Raw genomic sequence first — 19,031 nt, 5'->3', positions numbered from 1 at the left:
GTTTTCGTTCCTTTAATAATGATGGCACCGTAAAAAGTCTGATTTCAGATGGTGCCGTAAAAAGTTCAAGATCAAGGCTTGCGCAATTTCGAAGAATGCAGCGTACTTAGCCGTACGTGAAATTCTGAGAAATTGCGCGTAACGCAGATATTGGACTTTTTACGGCGCCATCAATAGTAACCGCTCTCCCCGGAGACCTTGCCCCGGAAAATGTAATAACAATAGGCCACATAAGCCAGGATCACCGGCAGCAGAACAACCGTGCCCACCAGCAGCAGAGACTGGGATGCAGGTGCGGCCGCGGCCTGGCGAAAGGTGATTTCAAAGGGCACCAGATAGGGCCACATGCTGATGGCAATGCCGAGATACCCGGTAAAAAACAGGCCGAAACTCATCAAAAACGGACCGATTTCCTTTCCCCTGCGTAGATGCCGCCAGATCAGCACAATGAGCACAACGCTTGCCCCAGGCAGGGGCGCAAGGAAAAACACATTGGGCAGACTGAACCACAACTGCCGGATATCCGCGTTGATCGCCGGCATGCTGACGCTGACCGCGGCCAGAAACAAGGCCTGGTAAATCAGGGTATAGGAAGCGGTTTTTGCGGCCCATTGCTGAGTGAGGTCCTCTGTTTTCATGACCAGCCAGGTGGCCCCCAGCAGGGCATAGCCGAAAATAACGGCCACCCCGGTCATGAGGCTGTAGGCGTTTAACCAGTCAAATGCGCCGCCGGCATAGCTGCGCCCGGCGACTTCAACGCCCTGCACAAAGGCCCCGATGATGATCCCCTGCATGAACGCCGCGGCAAGGGAGCCGAAATGAAAGGAATAATCCCAGATCCACCGGGTGTTTTCCCGGGCCTTGAACCGGAACTCAAATGCCACCCCCCTAAATATCAGGCCCAGGAGCATGACAATCACCGGGATGTAAAAAGCCGGCATGAGTACCGCATAAGCCAGGGGAAAGGCGGCCAGCAGCCCGCCGCCGCCCAGCACGAGCCAGGTTTCATTGCCGTCCCAGAACGGCGCCACTGAATTCATCATGGCATCCCGGCACTGGTCTGTGGGGGCAAAGGGAAACAGGATCCCCACCCCCAGGTCAAAACCGTCGAGCAAAACATAGAGAAAAACAGCCGTGGCAATCAGGGCATACCAAATCAGCGGCAGATCCAGAAAACCTTCAAGACTGAACATGACGGCCTCCTTTTTTTCGTGCCACGTCCGTGACAAGGGGCGGTTGATCCATGCCGTGGCCACCGTAAACACCTTCGCCGTCCTCGGGCCCTTTGTTGATCAAATGCAGGATATAATAGGTACCCGCACCGAATACAAACAGATAAACCACAATAAAGGCGGCCAGGGAAAGGGCCACGGACTGCGCCATCACCGGCGACACTGCATCCGAGGTGCGAAGCACCCCCTGCACGATCCAGGGCTGGCGGCCCACCTCGGTGACAAACCAGCCGGCCAAAACCGCCACAAAACCCGCTGGTGTCAGCGCCATGCACCAGTACTGAAACCATCTGGTTTCAAACAGGCGTTTTCGCAAATAAAGGACAATGGCGGCCACCCCGGTGGCAATCATAAGCAGGCCCAGGCCCACCATGATGCGAAAGGTCCAGAACACAACCGCGGCAGGCGGGCGCTCGTTTTCCGGCCAAGCCTTTAAACCCCTGACCTCGCCGTCCAGACTGTGGGTCAGAATCAGGCTGGAAAGCTTGGGAACTTCCACGGCATACCGGGTGATTTCCGCCTCCTGGTCCGGCCAGCCGAAAAGCACCAGGGGCGCGCCCCGGGTGGTCTCCCACAGCCCTTCCATGGCCGCGACCTTGGCCGGCTGATGCGCAAAGGTATTCAGGCCGTGCATGTCTCCGAAAAGAAGCTGAAGCGGGGCCACACAGACGGCCATGATCATGGCCATGCCCAGCATTACCCGGGCGTGGGCAATATGCCGTTTTCTCCACAAATAAAAAGCCCCGATGCCGGCTACGGTAAAGGCGGTGGTCAAATAGGCGGCCGTGACCATGTGGATAAACCGGTAGGGAAAAGACGGGTTGAAAATCACCTCCAGCCAGTCGGTGGGATAGAGCAGTCCGTGCTCTCCCACCCGGAATCCGGCCGGCGTCTGCATCCAGGAGTTGGCCGACAGAATCCAGAAAGCCGAAACCAGGGTGCCGGCAGCCACGATCAGGGTGGCGGCAAAATGCAGCCTCGGGCTGACCCGGTTCCATCCAAACAGCATGATGCCCAGAAAAGAGGCTTCCAGGAAAAACGCCGTGAGCACCTCATAGCCCAAAAGCGGTCCGATGATGTTTCCCCCGGCATCCGAGAATATGGACCAGTTGGTGCCGAACTGAAAGGAGAGCACCACCCCGGAAACCACGCCCATGCCGAATGTCACGGCAAAGATCTTGACCCACATCTTATAGACATCCGCATAAACCTGCTTTCCGGTCCGCAGCCACCGCCATTCCAGCACCGCCAGCCAGCTGGCCAACCCGATGGTAAAGCTCGGAAAAAGAATATGAAAGGACACGGTAAAGGCAAACTGCACTCGTGCCAGAAAAACCGGATCGAGGTTTTCAAACATGATCATCCCCCTTATATTGCGCTGGCAATGAAATCACGGGATTTGCCAACGGCCGCCATAAAGCCGGTCCCTGCCCGGAGACGGACGTCTTTGGACAGGGACCGGTTCCTTTGTCAAGCGTTTAGCGAGCTGAAATTTTTGCCCTCACTGACCAGCTGCTCCAGCAGGGGTGCGGGCTTGAAGTCATCGCCGTGCTCTGCCTGGAACTTCTTTAACACGTCCAGGATCTTGTCCAGACCCACCAAGTCGGCATAAAACATGGGACCACCCCGGTAGACCGGCCAGCCATAGCCGTTGACCCAGATCACATCCAGGTCCGACGGCCGCACGGCGATTTTTTCCTCCAGGATTTTGGCGCCCTCGTTGATAATGGGATAAATGCAGCGCTGCAAAATCTCCTCATCCGAGATCTCCCTGCGAATATAACCCTTTTTGTTGGAAAATTCCACGATGAGATCATCGATTTCCGGAGCGGGCTTTGGCGCCCGGCTGCCTTCCTCGTAATTGTAATAGCCTTTGCCGTTTTTCTGGCCGAACCGGCCCTGCTCGCAGAGCAGTTCCTGCATGGTGCGGCTGTTGGAATTGTCCTTGTCCCATCCCAGGTCGATGCCGATGAGATCGGCCAGGGCAAAGGGGCCCATGGGAAAGCCGAAATCATAGATCACCCGATCCACCTGGTCGGGCAGCGCGCCTTCCAGGATGAGTTTTTCGCATTCGCGCTTTCGCTGGGCAAACATCCGGTTTCCGGCAAATCCGTAACAGACCCCCACCACCACGGCGATCTTTTTGATCTTTTTGGCGAGTTTCATTGCTGTGGCCAGCACCGGTATGGTCGTTTTTTCCGCGCGCACAATTTCGAGCAGACGCATCACGTTGGCCGGGCTGAAAAAGTGCAGGCCGAGCACGTATTCCGGCCGCGAGGTCTGGGCGGCGATTTCATTGACATCCAGATACGAGGTGTTTGTGGCCAGAATCGCGCCGTCTTTGCAGATGTTGTCCAGCTTGGAAAATATTTCCTTTTTCAGGTTCATGTTTTCATATACCGCCTCAATGACCAGATCCACGTCAGCAAGATCGTCCATGCGGGTGGTACCGGATATCAGGCCCATGCGTTTGTCCACATCCTCGGCGGCGATCTTTTTCTTGGAGGCGCTGATGTCATAATTTTTCCGGATCACGCCCAGGCCCCGGTCCAGAAGCTCCTGTTTGGCCTCCACCAGGGTGACCGGAATGCCGGAATTGACAAAATTCATGGCAATGCCCCCGCCCATGGTGCCGGCACCGATCACGCCCACCTTTTTAATATCCATGGTGGCGGTATCCTTTGGCACGTCCGGGATCTTGGAGACCTGGCGCTCGGCAAAAAAGTAGTAGCGCTGGGCCGCGGACTGGGAGCCGTTCATCAGTTGCTCAAACCGCTGGCGTTCATAGGCCAGCCCGTCTTCAAAGGATTTGCTAACAGCGACTTCCACTGTATCCACGCAGGCATGGGGGGCCTCAAAGCCCCGGGCCCGCTTGGCCAGCTGCTTGCGGAAATCATCAAAAATTTCTGAGTCGGCCTGGGCAATCTTTTCGGTCATATCCCTGACCCGGACCATGGGCCGGTTTTCGGAAAGCACCTGCTTTGCAAATCCCACGGCGCCTTCGGCCAGATCGCCGTCAATGATCTTATGGATAAGTCCGTCTTCAAGGGCTTTGTCAGCGCCGATGGGATTGCCCGAGGTAATCATGGCAAGGGCCTTTTCCGATCCGATGAGCCGGGGCAGGCGCTGGGTGCCGCCGGCACCGGGAAGCAGGCCGAGCTTGACCTCGGGCAGGCCGAACTGGGCGGAAGCCGCCGCGACCCGGAAATGGGAGCTCAATGCAGTTTCCAGCCCGCCACCGAAGGCCGTGCCGTGAATGGCGGCGATGATGGGTTTTTTGCACTGGTCAAAGCGATTTAACACATCCGGCAGATGGGGGGCCTTGGGCGGCTTGCCGAATTCACGGATGTCTGCGCCGGCACAAAACGTGCGCCCCTTGCAGGTCACCACCACAGCCCGGATCTGATCGTCTTTTTCCGCCTGCTCAATCCCATCTGCCAACCCCTTGCGCACCGAATGGCCCAGGGCGTTGACCGGGGGATTGTCGATCCAAAGCATCCCGATTTCCCCGTCCTTTTCCAGGGATACGGCTTCTGTAATGGCAACCATTTGCTGTTTCCTCCTGATGTTTCTGAAATGGACAAAACCTGCCCCGGCCCGGCGCAGGCAATAATGGACGATCCCGGGCGGCCGGAGCCGGTGATGTGAATTTTGGGTCTGTTTCTTATCTTCTGTTCAAGAAATATATACCTTAGACACCTCTTACCAGAAGAAAGAGTATATATCACAAACCCGTCCCGGGTGCAATGCACCGGAGCGCCTCATGCAAAAACCTCCGGAAAGATCCCGGGGCTTTTTTAGCTGCCGGCCCAAAAACCACCCAAAGTTTTTCCTTGACAGATATAAATATTTCATTATAATTAAATTTAAACATCAAGATAAATTGATTTAAACATATGGATAACATAATATACTTTAAAGCCCTTTCAGACGAAACCCGGATCCGGCTGATCAATATTTTGCTGCACCATGACCTGAAGGTGGGCGAATTGGTGAGCATCCTGGAAATGGGTCAGTCGAGAATTTCAAGGCACCTGAAAATCCTGGCGGACGCCGGGATGGCAAAATGCCTGAAAGAAGGCGTATGGGGCATTTACTCCATCGCCGATTCCGGGCCTGGCCGAGATTTTCTCGAAGCCGTGCGCTACCTGTTTGAACAAGACCACGTGCTCCGGGCGGATTTAAAACGCGCCGAACAGATCATCGAAGCACGCTCTGCCGGAACCCTGCGATTTTTCGATCATATCGCCGGAAGCTGGGATCTTTTAAAGCGTGAAATTCTGGGCACCTTTGATATCAACCACGCCATTTTCGAAAATACCAACGCCCATGAAACCGGCGTGGATCTGGGCTGCGGCACGGGAGAGCTCCTTGAGGCCATGAAGGCCCATGCCGGCCGGATCATCGGTGTGGATTCCTCGCCGCGGATGCTTGAAGAGGCCAGAAAACGGTTTTCCGATGCAAACGGACAAAAAGTGGACATCCGGCTGGGAGAAATCGAGCATCTGCCCCTGGGCGACAATGAAGCCGATCTTGCGGTCATTTCCCTGGTGCTGCAGTACCTGGCCGATCCGGCCGCCGCCTTTGGCGAGGTGGCCCGGATCCTGCGGCCGGGGGGCGTACTGATCCTGGCCGAATTTGACCGCCACCAGCAGCATTCGCTCAAAACCGTCTACGGGGTCAAGTGGCTGGGATTTGACCGGGAGTCCATTGAAACATGGTTTGAAAAAAACGGATTTGCGCTGCAGCAAGTCCGGCCCCATAATCTTTCAAAAGGGCTTTCACTCAACATTTTTCAGGCTGTGCACAATGCATGACCGCTAATTGACAGAATCGCAGCAATCAACTGTCCACGAAACCATCAAAACTGACAAAATGAATAAATAACACCAATGAAAGGAAAAACCCACATGCTGATGCAAAACAATGAAAAGAAAAAAGCCATTGTCCCGGAACGCGATCTTTCCCTGCCCCACAAAGTGGCCGATATTTCCCTGGCACCCGACGGATTCAAGGAAATGGAGCTTTCGGAAAACGAAATGCCCGGCCTGATGGCCGTGCGCGAAAAATACGGCCCGGACAAGCCGCTTAAGGGCTTTAAAATCACCGGCAGCCTGCACATGACCATCCAGACGGCCATGCTCATCGAGACCTTAAAGAAGCTGGGCGCAGACATCCGCTGGGCTTCCTGCAATATTTTCTCCACCCAGGATCATGCGGCCGCAGCCATCGCCAAAGCCGGATCGGCCGCGGTGTTTGCCTGGAAGGGCGAATCCCTGGAGGACTACTGGTGGTGCACGGAGCAGGCCCTTACCTGGCCTGACGGCTCCGGCCCGGACATGATCGTGGATGACGGCGGCGATGCAACCCTGATGATCCACGAAGGCGTCAAGGCCGAGGACAACCCCGGGATGCTGGAAAAGGAATATGACATCTACGAATACCAGTGCATCATCAACCGGATCAAGGCGTCTTATGAGCGCGATCCCAAGCACTGGCACAAGATCGCCGAAAATATCCGGGGCGTGTCCGAGGAAACCACCACTGGTGTCAACCGGCTCTACCAGCTGGCCAAAAAGGGCGAGCTGCTGTTTCCGGCCGTAAATGTCAATGACTCGGTGACCAAGTCCAAGTTCGACAACATCTACGGCTGCCGGGATTCCCTGGCCGACGGCATCAAGCGCGCCACTGACACCATGGTGGCCGGCAAACTGGTGATCATCGCCGGATACGGTGATGTGGGCAAGGGATGCGCCCAGTCCATGCGCGGCTTCGGCGCCCGGGTGGTGGTCACGGAAATCGATCCCATCTGCGCCCTTCAGGCGGCCATGGAAGGCTACGAGGTATCCACCATGGAAGACATGGCTCCCCTGGGCGACATCTTTGTGACCGCCTCGGGCTGCTGCGACGTGATTACCGGCCAGCACATGGAACAAATGAAAAACGAGGCCATTGTCTGCAACATCGGCCATTTTGACCATGAAATCGAGGTGAGCTACCTGGAAAAAAACTGCGAGAAAACCAACATCAAGCCCCAGGTGGACCAGTGGCACTTGAACTCGGGCCGCTCCATCATCCTGCTGGCCGAAGGCCGGCTGGTGAACCTGGGATGCGCCACAGGACATCCCAGCTTTGTGATGAGCAACAGCTTCACCAACCAGACCCTGGCACAGCTCAAACTGGCCGCAGAAGACCTGGAAAAGCAGGTCTACACCCTGCCAAAGGACCTGGACGAAGAAGTGGCCCGCCTGCATCTATCCCGCCTGGCCATCAAGCTCACCAGCCTGACCGACGAGCAGGCCGAGTACCTGGGCGTACCCAAGGAAGGCCCGTTCAAACCGGATCACTACCGGTACTAAAAAAAAACACCCCACTGCTCTCCAAAATCCGGATGGCAGCGGGGTCTTTAATACAATCGTTATCCGGTACAACAGCTTTGATTGCCGGCCCCGTGTTTAGCATTGTTTCGGGGCCGGCAATCTCAAGAAGAAATCGCTTCCTGTCAGGCAGAGTTGAACTGATCCCGCAGGACCCGCTTTAAAATCTTGCCCGTGGGGGTCCGGGGGATTTCCTCTGTGATCACGACCTTTCTAGGGATCTTGAATTTGGCAATCCGGCCCTGGCACCACTGGATCACTTCCGCATCGTCTATGGATTCACCCTGGCGGGCCACCACAATGGCCTTAATGGACTCGCCCCATTTTTCATCCGGGCAGCCGATCACGCCCACATCCGCGATTTTGGGATGGCCCATGAGCAGGTCCTCGATCTCGGCGGGATAGATGTTTTCCCCGCCCGAGATGATCATGTCCTTTTTGCGGTCAATGATATAGAGAAACCCATCTTTGTCCATCTTGGCCATGTCCCCGGAATACAGCCATCCGTCTTTGATGGTTTCGGCCGTGGCTTCGGGATTGTTCCAGTAACCCTTCATGAGATTGGTGCCGCCAATGAGCACCTCTCCCGGCTCGTCCGGGCCCGCGTCGTTTCCGTCCAAGTCCACCACCCGGATCTGGTTGTGAAAAAAGGGTAGCCCGCAGGAACCGGCTTTTTCAATGGCGTTTTCACTGTCGATCACTGTGGCCGGCCCGGTGCACTCGGTCATGCCGTAGAGCTGGCGCACCTCGATGCCCGCGGCCGCATATTCCTTTATCAGGGGCACGGGCACTGGCGCGGCATAAACCAAGGCCATTTTCACCGTGTCCCAGCCGTACTTGTCAAAGTCGGGCACCTGGCGCAGAAACATGAGAATCTGGGGCACGGAGCCGAACCAGGTGACCTTTTCCCGGCCCATGAGCTCCAGGAAATTCTTTGGATCAAAGGCCCGCTGAATCACCATTTTCATGCCGAAATGCACGCACATGGGTACCGGGGCCAGCCCGCCGATATGAAACAGCGGCAGGGGCATCAAAAGCACCTGGCCGATGTCGCCGAAGGTGGCCCGCAGGGTCACGGAAGTGCCGAAATACCCGTCATGGGTCAGCTCCGCGCCCTTGGGCCGGCCGGTGGTGCCGGAGGTATACAGAATGGTCAGGATGTCTGCGCCGCCTGCCGTGATTTCGGGTTCAGCATCCGACGCCCCGTCGGTCAGGGCTTTATAAGATTGGGCATAAGCAGGCGGATCATCGGATAAGGCCACAATATGGGCACAGGAAATGCGCTCTCTGATAGAGGCGATCACAGGGGCGAATTCCGCCCCGAACACCAGCACCTTTGCCTGGCAGTCATCCACGATGTATTCGATTTCCGGGCCGGCCAGTCGGTGGTTGATGGGCACCAGGATGGCCCCGGTCTTGCCCAGGCCGAAATACATGTCAAAAAATTCCACCTCGTTTAAAGCCAGCAGGGCCACCCGGTCGCCTGCCCCCACGCCCAGGCCGGCCATGGCGGCAGCCAACTGATTGCTCCGTTTGTTTAACGCATCCCAGGTCAGACGGACATCACCCAGGACAAGGGCTTCCTTTTTCGGGGAAAGACTGGCTCTTTTGGTCAGAAAAGCACCGATATTCATTTCCTGCATGCGCCCTCTCCTTGTTTTTACAGGATTTGCGGAATCAAACCAAACTCATTTTATTGATCATTGTTCATTTACCGGAAAACAAATACCCTGTCAACGGGTTTTTCCGGTTTTACAAAGGCTTTATTCAGCCGGGGACAGCAGGACGTAATCCCCGGGCTGCGGGGTCTGCCCGTCGGCCAGGGAGCAGGACGCCACATCGTCGCGCACCCGTTTTTCCACCCGGATCCGGGCTTTGGGCGCATCCGGCACCCAGGCCACGGGAAGGCCCGCGGGTGTGTCCACCACCTGGCCCGAGGATACCACGGAAAATTCATCTCCCGGTTCCACCCGGCTGGCAGCCCCGGCGCTGATGTAGATGCGCTCCTGCTTGACGGAAAACACCCGGCAGTGGGCGGGCATGACATCCGCCTTTTGCTCGGCAAAATCAAATGCGCGCTGCAGGGCCTGCTGCACAAAGGTTTCCGCCTGATCCCGGGCCTCCAATGTCCGGGTCATTTCCAGGGGCGCATGGACATAGTCCAGGCCCGTGTCCATCACCCGCAGCCGCATGGCCGCCCGGCCGGGGAAATCTTCGGGCAGGGACAGGGAATCGACCACCACCAGCATGTGCACCCCGGGATAAAGGGCCGCCTGCCGGCCCACGCAGGAGAGAATATCGCGATTTGCGCAGTTTGCGGCAGAAGCCACATCAGCGATCTGCTCCGGGCCGATCACCCGGCTCTGCTCCAGGGTCAGGCCTGCGGCGGCACGATGCAGTCGCCTGGGGGTGAAATCGTCTTTGGCATCTGCGGCAGCCATAAGGCCGATTTTATAAATACCCGTGGAAACACTTTGCCGCGTGCCAACAGGCTTAGCAGAAGCGGCTTCTGCGGAAGTCTGCCGGCTCCGGGAATCCGCATATGCCCAGGTGATGCCGGGCTTTTTTTTGGCATCGCCGGCGGGTTTTTCCGGATAGGAGCGTTTGAGAAAATAGTCTCCGGACAGGGTGCCCGGATGCTCGATGGTCATTCTGCGCACGTCTGCATTGGAATAGACTTCACCCTCTTTTTTGTCTTCAGAGACAATATCCGGCCGTCCCCCTGCGGCGCAGCCGGATAACAGCACCAGGCCAAGCACGCATACCATGAGTTTACCGAATCTGCTTTTTTCCTTGAACATCACACCCCCCGAAACAAGTGCCAGGTTGAACCAAAAATCCGGGAATGGCGGATTTTGTCCGCCATTCCCGGAGCCATTGATATTTAAGGCAGATAATATCAGTTATGACCTAGAACTGCCAAATAAATTCCATGCCCAGCCGGTAAGCCACATCATCGCTTTCCTCGCCGGGGATCACCTCTCCGGTTAATGGATTTGTAACAGCAGACCGTGCGCTGGTCACATCATCCATCACCTCACCGGGGAACAACACTGCAGCCTGCCCCTTGACAAAGGTATTCTTGCTCAGGGCCAGGGTCAGCTCGTTGTCCCATTCCGTGCCCACGTAGCCGGAATCGATCTCAGTGGGTGTCCCATCAACATAACTTCTGACCGAAAAATCCTCGTTCCACCAGAACGAATTGATATTGCTCTTAAACATCAGGTATCTTTTAGGAGTGAGGCTGAAACCCAAGCTGCTCATGGTCAGACCCGGGTTGTCGCCGCGGGCCGTGCCCAGCGCATTGGTATTGGGCAGCCCGCCCACAACCACCGGGGTGCCGTTTCCGTAAAACCCGGGCAGGAAGCTGTAAAGCACCGTACCCATCATGGTGTTGCCGTCGCTAAGAATGCTATTTTCCCCGCCAAAGGTGGTCCAGCGCTGGAAGGTCAGTGATCCGGTATATCCCTCCAGGTTGTCATCTTCGGGATCATCATCGCCGGAGGTATAAATGAACCCGAGATGCGGCTTGAACCCATAACCAACAGAATCGCTCAGATCAAGCTCCAGGTCCCCGGCAAATGCAAAGGCATTGATGTCATAGTCATCTTCGGCCAGTCCAGTGTCATCCGCTTCGCCGAACTGATAAATCCCTTCCACGAAATAATTCATCAAGCCCACATTTCCTTCGTAGACAAGACCGGTGTAATGCACATCTGTCTTTGGCTTATCGCCTGTAGTTTCCATGAGCGCATCCAACAGGCTGCCGGTGGCCACATTGCGAATACGGTCATACATATACATGCCGGCGAGCTTATGGTTTTCGGAAAAGTAATAGTTGAGATAACCGGCATACAGATCCCGATCCGCGTTGTCCTCGTCTGTGAGCCAGTCGGAATCCGGCTCGGTTCCCCAGTTGTTCTCATCCATCTTAAAGTAGCCAAGGCTGAAATCAAAAGTGCCGTAATCCCCGTCCAGCCAGAAACCCGGGGCGTCGTCACCATAAGTCAGACCTGCCGGATCCGGCATGAACCAGATATCCCAACCCGCGTTAAACCGAAGATTGGGATTGATCGCATAGGAACCAGTTAAGCGCTCCAGGCCGAAATCGCTGTTGCTGTCTGTTCCACCCCGGTCATCGACCACCGAGGTATCCACGGGCCGGTCAAACTCCAGGGCTGCATGGAAGCTCCATTTCCGATCCCTGGGCATGGCATTGAAATAGATCTGGGTTTCAGTGCGGATATAATCTTCATTCACCCAGCCGGATTCATTGACGTGAACCTTGAAAAAATTCTTATCCAGGTTGCCGCCAAGCAAAGGCATAGTTAAATCATCACCAAACCCGAAATCCCAATCAGTTTCACTTGTTGGAATAATCCGGGCCCGGGCGCCGAAGCTCATCATGATATTCCCGGGGGTTTCCAGTGCAATGGTGCCGGTACCGGCCGGCCCGGCCAGGGGATCATTGGCAAAATCCGGGGTTTCTTCCTGTGCCGTTGCAGTGCCGGCCATCAGCAGGGCCGCCAGTAAAATGCCGGTGAATTTTAAAAACAATGTTGATTTTCGCATAACCTGTTCCTCCTTTGATGAAAAAACCATTTTAAACCCTCTGCCGCCGTAATGGGGCCGGTTTTCCGGCCCTGCCTGCCATTATCTCCTCCTTTCAAAAACTATGGATCAGCCCGAGCTGATCGGTTTGCGGTTGTGATTATTTTTTGTAGTTTTACTAACTTTAAAAAATTTTGCAACATATTTCAATGCGGCCAGCCGGGCTGTCTGGCAGCGGCACTGCTGAAAAAAACTGGAAACCCGGCCCTGAAAAGGTTATTTTATCAGTCATGAATGCAATCAACCGAATCAAACTGTTTCTGGCCCTTTCGCGCACGCCCCACGGGATACTGGACATGGCCACCCCGGGTTTCTGCGTGCTGCTGTACCTGGGCGGCTTTCCACCGGCTTACATCGCGGGCATCGGGCTTCTCACCGCATTTGCCGGATATACGGCCATCTACGCTTTCAATGACATCGTGGACTACAAAACCGACAAGGAAAAATATTCCCGGCCCACAGCATCCGAGGCCGGCTACCTGGATTCGCTGATGATCCGCCACCCCATGGCCCGGGGGCTGCTGCCGTTAAAAGACGGCCTGATATGGGCCACAGGGTGGTCTGTAGTGGCCCTGATCGGCGCCTGGCTGCTAAACCCGGTGTGCGCAGTGATTTTTCTTCTTGGCGCCGGGCTGGAGACGACATACTGCCTGTTGTGGCGGGTGAGTCCCTTGCGGGCGGTGGTCAGCGGATTTGTCAAGAACATGGGGGCTGTGGCGGCATTGTTTGCGGTGGATCCGGAACCGTCGTTTATTTTTATGGCCCTTGTATTTGCCTGCCTGTTTTTCTGGGAAATCGGCGGGCAGAACATCCCGGCGGACTGGATGGACATGGACGAAGACCGGCGACTGGCCGCCCAGACCATCCCGGTGCGCCTGGGGGCGCAAAAATCCGCAGCCCTGGCCTTTGCATGCCTTGTGATCTCGGTTGTGTTCTGCGTGATCCTGTTTTTGATCTCATTTCCCGGCGCCGGGGCCATCGCACCCCTGGCGGCGGTTGTCATCAGCAGCGGGCTTTTGATTGAGCCCGCCTTCCGGCTTTACCGGGGCCTTGGGCGCGAAGACGCCATGGCCCTTTTTAACAGGGCCAGCTATTTTCCGATTTCCATGCTCATGATCGTACTGATCATGATTATTTGACCTAAACAAAGCGTTTCAGATTTTTAAATATTTTGTTTTCATGTGAATTTAACTTGGAAGTGAAAAGTGTTAAGTGTTAAGCAAAATAGAAAAATCAAAAGGAAAAAACATGGATTCAGCTGCAAGCCGATGCCCGGCGAGAATGGGGCTGGCTTTGGGGGCGGCAATTTTTCTTGCACTCGCAGCTGCAGTCGCCCCGGCTCTCGCCCAAAACCCGGAAGTCCGAACCACGTGCAATATTCACAAGGGACCCTGCAGCGCAGAACTTGCCGGCCGCAGCGTGGAACTCGAAATTTCGCCAAAGCCGGTAAAGGCCATGGAGGAGCTTGTGTTTCGCGTGACAATCAGCGGAGACAGGCTTTCAGAGGCGCCTTACATCGATCTTGGCATGCCGGCCATGAAAATGGGACCCAACCGGGTGGAAATGACCCGGCAGGAGAAGAATACCTGGACCGGCAGGGGCGTGATCGTGCGCTGTCCCAGCGGCAAAACCACCTGGTTTGCCCGGGTAACCCTACCGGAAACCGGAACAGCCGAATTTGTCTTTGATGTGGTCTACTGAATCCATATACGCGGTGTTTCTGGCCACGGGATTTACCGTTGGCTTTGGCCACTGCATCGGCATGTGCGGCCCCATCGTGATTTCGGTCTCCCTTCAGCTAAAGGACCGGCCCTCGTTTTTCCCCCAGCTGTATTACAACATCGGCAGGACCATCACCTATTCGCTGCTGGGGGCGATTATGGGCGCAACCGCCTCCTTTACCCGGTTTGCATCCCATGCGGGCGGATTTCAAAAGGCTGTGCTGATGTTTGCGGGGATACTCATCATTGTCATGGGCGCGGCCATGACCGGGTGGGTGCCGGCGGGCCGGATTTTTCAAAACGCCCCGCCCCTTGCCGGGTTTGCCCGGGCCGGATTTAAGCGGATTCTGGATGCAAGACGCGCTGTGCTGTTTCTGCCCCTGGGCATGGTCCTGGGGCTTTTGCCCTGCGGGCCGGTGTATACGGCCATGATTGCCGCAGCCCGGGTGGGCATGGAGGCCAAATCCACGTTTGGGGGCATGCTCTCCGGGGCCGGGATCATGGCCTGCTTTGGCATCGGCACCATACCCGCCCTGCTGTTGCTCTCCCAGGTTTCCAATGTCAAATGGCTCAAACACCGGGATCTCATCTACAAGTTTGGCGGGGTGATGATGATCCTTGTGGGGATTTATTTCACCTGGAAAGGATGGACCTATTAGCCCCATGTTCATCATCGACTTTGAAGCCTCCAGCCTGCGCAAAAACTCCCATCCCATTGAAGTGGCCTGGGGGTGCCGGACCGATGCCATTGAATCCTATCTGTTAAACCCGGACTGCATGACCGGCTGGACCGACTGGAACCCCAAAAGCTTTGAATTCCACGGCATTACCCCGGAACAACTCCGGAAACACGGCCATGATCCGCGGAAAGTGGCGAAAAAAATGATCAGCGAGCTTGCCGGACAGCCGGTTTATTCAGATGAGCCCCATTTTGACATCCGATGGAAAAACCGCCTGCTGACCGATTCCGGATATGGTCCGTCACTGGTGAAAATACTGGACTTAAATACCTGGCTGGCCCGCATGGCGCGCACGCCTGCTGCGAACCAAAGCGTCAATGATCTTGTCTGCACATTTGAATGCACCCAGAACAGCCGGCACCGGGCTGCGGCAGACGTGTTCTGGCTGCTGGAATTTGTGGCGCATGTGAAACAAAACTGCTGACCCATTCCTGCACCCCCAAAAAAACTCCTGTCAATGGGTTTTGGCCATAAACCGAATTGCAATTTCTGCTGTTCGGATTAATGATTAGAATGTATCCGACAAAATTTTTTTTCACTTACAACCATCACTCCTGGGAGAAAATCATGAAAAAGAAATTTCTTATACCGGTTGACGACTCCATCTACACTGTCCAGGCCATGCAGTACATGGCAGCCATGGCCCCGGTATTTCAGGATGCCGATTACACCCTTTTCCATGTCCAGCCCAAAATATCGGACTACATCCGGGAAGAATCCAAGAAGGACCCTGCGGCCATGGAGGAACTCAAAAAATTCAACAACAGAAACGAGGCCTTGGGCAAAGAGCTTCTGGAGGATCTGAAAAAGCGGATGATGCGCATGGGAGTGGCTGAAGACAAAATCACCATATCCACCCGCCAATGCCGGGAAGGAAGGGCCAAGGACATCATTGATGAGGCCCGGATAGCATCGGCGGATGCCATTGTCATGGGCCGCAGGGGCGTTTCCCGGTTTGCGGACACGTTTATCGGCAGCACCACCAAAAACGTTATCGAGCACAACCCGGACATTCCCGTATGGATGATCAGCGGTGAAGCCCCATCCAAAAACATTCTGCTGGCCGTGGACGGCTCCGTGGATTCGGCCAAGGCCCTGGATTATCTTCTGGATATGCTCCGGGAAAATCCGGATGCGGGCCTGACCCTGTTTCACGTGCAGGCCTCGTTAAGAGACACCTGCGGCCTTGATTTTGAGGAACAGACGGATTCAGGCGATGAAAAGGCTTTTGCCAGGGTGATTGAAAAAGCCGGCCGCCAGTGCATTGACAATTTTATGGAACTTGCCCGTCGCAAGCTCAAAGAAAAGAAAATCAACGAAAACCGGCTGAACCTCAAAATTGTCCCGGCACGGTTTGATGTGGCCGGCGCGATTCTGGAGGAATTCAAAAATCAGGGCCACGGCACCCTGGTCATTGGCAAGCGGGGTATGAACAAACGGTTTTTCATGGGCAGTGTTTCCAATTACCTGATCCGGCATATGGAAAACGGCGCATTGTGCATTGTTCCGTAAAACCACTTACAGCAGCACCAGGCCGCAGAGGCTGGACATGCCGATGACCTCGGAGCCGTTTTCATGGACAACGCCCTTAAACGGCCATCCGGCCGCCTCATAAAGTTTTGTCACGTTGATGCCGAACCCGGACATGGACTCTCTGGCCCGGTCCGGGTTCCGGCATTGCCCGTTTTCACCGATAACCCGGCATTCCAGAAAATCGCCGCAAAACACCTTTTTACAGGAGTTTCCGGCATAGGCCCGGGCGTTTGCAAACCCGAGTGCAACGGCTTTCTGTTCAATGCCGGCCGCGGTTTCATGCAGGAGCTGAAACAGTTCCCGGCCCTGGCCGGAATACAGGATCGCGGATGGGACCTCGATTTTGAAAAAGATCGCAAAGTTTACTGTTTCCAGCCGTTTGCGCATGGCCCCGGGCCCGCCCACATTCGGGGGGCAGCTTTTGGAAAGCCCGTAATTGATGCACTTGGGCCGGGTGCATTTTTCCGCAAGGCCATCTTCCACCACGATGCTTTCCGGGGCAAGCACCACAGCATCGGTTGCGCCCATCTCCCTTGCCGCAGAAAGCAGATCATCGAGTTTTTGCTTTGTTGTCGTCAATTGCTCCATTTCCCTGTCAAACCATTTTTTGTCATGTGCAGCCATGATGATTATTTTGTTATTATGGAAAAACCAATCAAGGATTACAAATATTTTTTAAAAGACACCATTCGCCTGCAGGTGGATTTTTCACAAACCGCCCAGTCCAGGGGGCTTGCGCCTCCGCCGCTGCAAAAGCCGTGCGCGGCGGACGCTAAAAAAATCGCCCTACCCCCGGCCCGGGACTGGCAGACCATCAACCCGGTTTCCGTGGTGGATGCCATTGCCCGCAGGCAATCGCGCAGGGCTGCCACCAAAGGCGACATGCCCCTTTCTGAGCTGTCGTTTCTGCTGTGGGCCACCCAGGGCATCCGGCAGCAGGCCGGGCCCTATAACGCCCTGCGCACAGTGCCTTCGGCAGGGTGCAGGCACGCGTTTGAAACCTATATCGCTGCCTTCCGGGTGAAAGGGCTGGAAAAGGCCATTTACCGGTACCTGCCTCTGGGCCATGAACTGGTCAGGGAAACCCGCCCTGACAATCTGGAACAAACCGTTACCCGCATGGCCATGGGCCAGTCCTTTGCCGGAAAAAGCGCGGCCACGTTCATCTGGACCACCATCCCGGCACGCATGGAATGGCGCTACGCCGAGGCTTCCTACAAGGTCATCGCCCTGGATGCCGGCCATGTCTGCCAGAACCTGTATCTGGCCTGCGAAGCCGCGGGCTGCGGCACCTGCGCCATTGCCGCCTATGACCAGGAGTATTGCGACAAAATCCTGGGCATTGACGGCCAGCAGGAGTTTACCCTCTACATGGCGCCTGTAAGCAAAATCTGAACAAAGCCTGCGCCACGAAGGCTTCTCCACAACTCAAAGACCGAGGAAGGAAGCCCGAAGGGCGGGGCCGGGTTTTTTCGCTCCGGATCGTTTTTGCGGATTCAGCCGATGCCTTCGCCGAAATTTACAAACTCGGGCTGTCGCCCTCAAACAGTTTGGAATTTTCCGGCTCCGGCATCGGCTGAATTTTTCCGCAAAAAAGATCAATGTCGCTTCAAAAACCCGCCCCCGCCCTTCGGGCTTCCTTGGGGACCAGGCCCAATTTCGATAACCCCGTAAAACACCTCTCCTGGCCGATCAACTCCAGATCGGTATTCAAATTCAAAGGCCCTCCCGGTAAAAAACAATTGTTGCCGCATATTTCCAGTGGGCTGGTCATGAGCCGGGGACGGGGGTGGTTTGTTTGGCTGCATTGGCGCGGTTTCGGCATAAGATCGGACCGGGGCTTTGGCGTCCGGAATTTTAAACTGTCTGAGGGCGATCAGCCCGAGTTTTTAAAATTCCAGCCAAAGTCCCGGCCGATCGCCGAAACCGCGCCGCAGACAAACAAACCGCACCCGACCTGCCACATGCGAAAACAGGCACAAGCGGATTATGCCCTGGTTACGGCGATGCTGTCGCTGTCACCTCTCCTGCGGTGAAGATGGCGGCTTGGAGGAAGGAAACCGTTTTGTCTGCTCCGGAGCGGTTTCATGGCAGATTTCATCGATTTTAAATGTTCAACTTATGTTGAATATTATATTATTAATAAAAATAATTTGATTTTTATGGTTGTTCATTTTAAATCATATATTCAACATGCGTTGAATATATGATTTAAAACTAATGGCGCAGTAAAAAGTCCAATATCTACGTTACGCGCAATTTCTCAGAATTTCACGTACGGCTAAGTACGCTGCATTCTTCGAAATTGCGCAAGCCTTGATCTTGAACTTTTACGGTGCCATCAAAACTAAATTTTGGTGTTTTTTTATAAAAAAACGGATATCAAGACCCAGACCCACACAGGTGATGCAAAAAAATGACAGGCAAGCCCTTGTCCGCAGATGAACTGCAGAAAACCGTGCAGGAAAAACTTGAAGCGCTTTTGAATGAAACCGGGATGGTGGACAGCACGATTGTGCAAAGGCAAATCCGCGAAAACGACGGCCCGGATTTTGTCATGGAAGTTTTCGGACAAACCGGCACCCGTGTGCTGCTGGTCAATACCCGCGCCAGCGGCGAGCCCAGGCTGGCAAGGGAGGCGGTCAACCACCTGCTGGTCCAGAAAAACAACTGGTCCCATGCATTTCCGGTGTTTACCGCCCCATACATATCCGAACAGGCTGCTGAAATCTGCCAAAAACACCAAGTGGGATACATGGATCTTGCCGGAAACTGCAGAATCGCCATAGACGGCCTGTTTCTCCACACCCGGGGGCG

The 19,031-nt window shown here is 55.2% G+C and carries 16 protein-coding genes; 9 read left to right on the top strand and 7 right to left on the bottom strand.

The window, feature by feature from the left end; all coding sequences use genetic code 11:
- Positions 1-170: 170 nt before the first annotated feature.
- The 3 genes from cydB to R6U41_RS10040 all read right to left on the bottom strand — a co-directional run bounded on the left by cydB (position 171) and on the right by R6U41_RS10040 (position 4,781).
- Positions 171-1,193, bottom strand: a complete 1,023-nt coding sequence (gene cydB / locus R6U41_RS10050) for a cytochrome d ubiquinol oxidase subunit II (protein WP_410269705.1) — start codon at positions 1,191-1,193, stop codon at positions 171-173.
- On the bottom strand, positions 1,180-2,589 hold the full coding sequence (locus R6U41_RS10045; RefSeq protein ID WP_410269704.1) for a cytochrome ubiquinol oxidase subunit I: 1,410 nt from the start codon (positions 2,587-2,589) through the stop codon (positions 1,180-1,182). The genes cydB and R6U41_RS10045 overlap by 14 nt, the downstream gene beginning before the upstream one ends.
- Before the next feature lie 113 nt (positions 2,590-2,702).
- Positions 2,703-4,781, bottom strand: coding sequence for a 3-hydroxyacyl-CoA dehydrogenase NAD-binding domain-containing protein (locus R6U41_RS10040; protein ID WP_410269703.1), 2,079 nt, complete (start codon positions 4,779-4,781; stop codon positions 2,703-2,705).
- 347 nt (positions 4,782-5,128) lie between these two features.
- Between R6U41_RS10040 and R6U41_RS10035 the strand changes: the two genes are divergently transcribed.
- Together R6U41_RS10035 and ahcY are read left to right on the top strand one after the other, a co-directional pair.
- On the top strand, positions 5,129-6,049 hold the full coding sequence (locus tag R6U41_RS10035; RefSeq protein WP_410269702.1) for an ArsR/SmtB family transcription factor: 921 nt from the start codon (positions 5,129-5,131) through the stop codon (positions 6,047-6,049).
- Between the two features lie 201 nt (positions 6,050-6,250).
- Positions 6,251-7,591, top strand: a complete 1,341-nt coding sequence (ahcY, locus tag R6U41_RS10030) for an adenosylhomocysteinase (protein ID WP_410269721.1) — start codon at positions 6,251-6,253, stop codon at positions 7,589-7,591.
- Between the two features lie 143 nt (positions 7,592-7,734).
- Here the strand turns inward: ahcY and R6U41_RS10025 are convergent, their stop codons facing one another.
- The 3 genes from R6U41_RS10025 to R6U41_RS10015 form a co-directional block, all read right to left on the bottom strand.
- Positions 7,735-9,252: a long-chain-fatty-acid--CoA ligase gene (locus tag R6U41_RS10025; protein ID WP_410269701.1), complete on the bottom strand. Its 1,518-nt coding sequence runs from the start codon at positions 9,250-9,252 to the stop codon at positions 7,735-7,737.
- 120 nt (positions 9,253-9,372) lie between these two features.
- Positions 9,373-10,410: a hypothetical protein gene (locus R6U41_RS10020; protein ID WP_410269700.1), complete on the bottom strand. Its 1,038-nt coding sequence runs from the start codon at positions 10,408-10,410 to the stop codon at positions 9,373-9,375.
- Between the two features lie 109 nt (positions 10,411-10,519).
- Positions 10,520-12,181, bottom strand: coding sequence for a hypothetical protein (locus tag R6U41_RS10015; RefSeq protein WP_410269699.1), 1,662 nt, complete (start codon positions 12,179-12,181; stop codon positions 10,520-10,522).
- A gap of 269 nt (positions 12,182-12,450) precedes the next feature.
- Between R6U41_RS10015 and R6U41_RS10010 the strand changes: the two genes are divergently transcribed.
- From R6U41_RS10010 to R6U41_RS09990, 5 genes are all read left to right on the top strand, one after another.
- Positions 12,451-13,359, top strand: a complete 909-nt coding sequence (locus R6U41_RS10010; protein WP_410269698.1) for a UbiA family prenyltransferase — start codon at positions 12,451-12,453, stop codon at positions 13,357-13,359.
- A gap of 109 nt (positions 13,360-13,468) precedes the next feature.
- A complete protein-coding gene (locus R6U41_RS10005; RefSeq protein WP_410269697.1) occupies positions 13,469-13,921 on the top strand; it encodes a hypothetical protein in 453 nt (150 codons plus the stop codon).
- On the top strand, positions 13,908-14,600 hold the full coding sequence (locus R6U41_RS10000; protein ID WP_410269696.1) for a sulfite exporter TauE/SafE family protein: 693 nt from the start codon (positions 13,908-13,910) through the stop codon (positions 14,598-14,600). The genes R6U41_RS10005 and R6U41_RS10000 overlap by 14 nt, the downstream gene beginning before the upstream one ends.
- 4 nt (positions 14,601-14,604) lie before the next feature.
- The gene (locus R6U41_RS09995; RefSeq protein ID WP_410269695.1) at positions 14,605-15,105 is read left to right on the top strand and encodes a hypothetical protein; all 501 of its coding nucleotides are present in this window, start codon (positions 14,605-14,607) and stop codon (positions 15,103-15,105) included.
- 143 nt (positions 15,106-15,248) lie between these two features.
- Positions 15,249-16,193 carry a universal stress protein gene (locus R6U41_RS09990; protein ID WP_410269694.1) on the top strand — a complete coding sequence of 315 codons (945 nt, stop codon included), beginning with the start codon at positions 15,249-15,251 and terminating at the stop codon, positions 16,191-16,193.
- A gap of 6 nt (positions 16,194-16,199) precedes the next feature.
- Here R6U41_RS09990 and R6U41_RS09985 read toward each other — a convergent pair whose 3' ends face one another.
- Positions 16,200-16,838 (bottom strand): DUF2284 domain-containing protein, encoded by a 639-nt coding sequence (locus R6U41_RS09985; protein WP_410269693.1) that lies wholly within the window; start codon positions 16,836-16,838, stop codon positions 16,200-16,202.
- Between the two features lie 18 nt (positions 16,839-16,856).
- Here R6U41_RS09985 and R6U41_RS09980 point away from each other — a divergent pair, with 18 nt between their 5' ends.
- Positions 16,857-17,609, top strand: coding sequence for a SagB/ThcOx family dehydrogenase (locus R6U41_RS09980; protein ID WP_410269692.1), 753 nt, complete (start codon positions 16,857-16,859; stop codon positions 17,607-17,609).
- A gap of 1,021 nt (positions 17,610-18,630) precedes the next feature.
- Positions 18,631-19,031, top strand: a 401-nt coding sequence (locus R6U41_RS09975) for a hypothetical protein (RefSeq protein ID WP_410269691.1), incomplete at its 3' end; no start/stop codon positions are given.

It is taken from the genome of Desulfosalsimonas sp. (assembly GCF_046483245.1).
Lineage (GTDB): Bacteria > Desulfobacterota > Desulfobacteria > Desulfobacterales > Desulfosalsimonadaceae > Desulfosalsimonas.
This window is presented reverse-complemented; position numbering and strand designations above follow the sequence as displayed.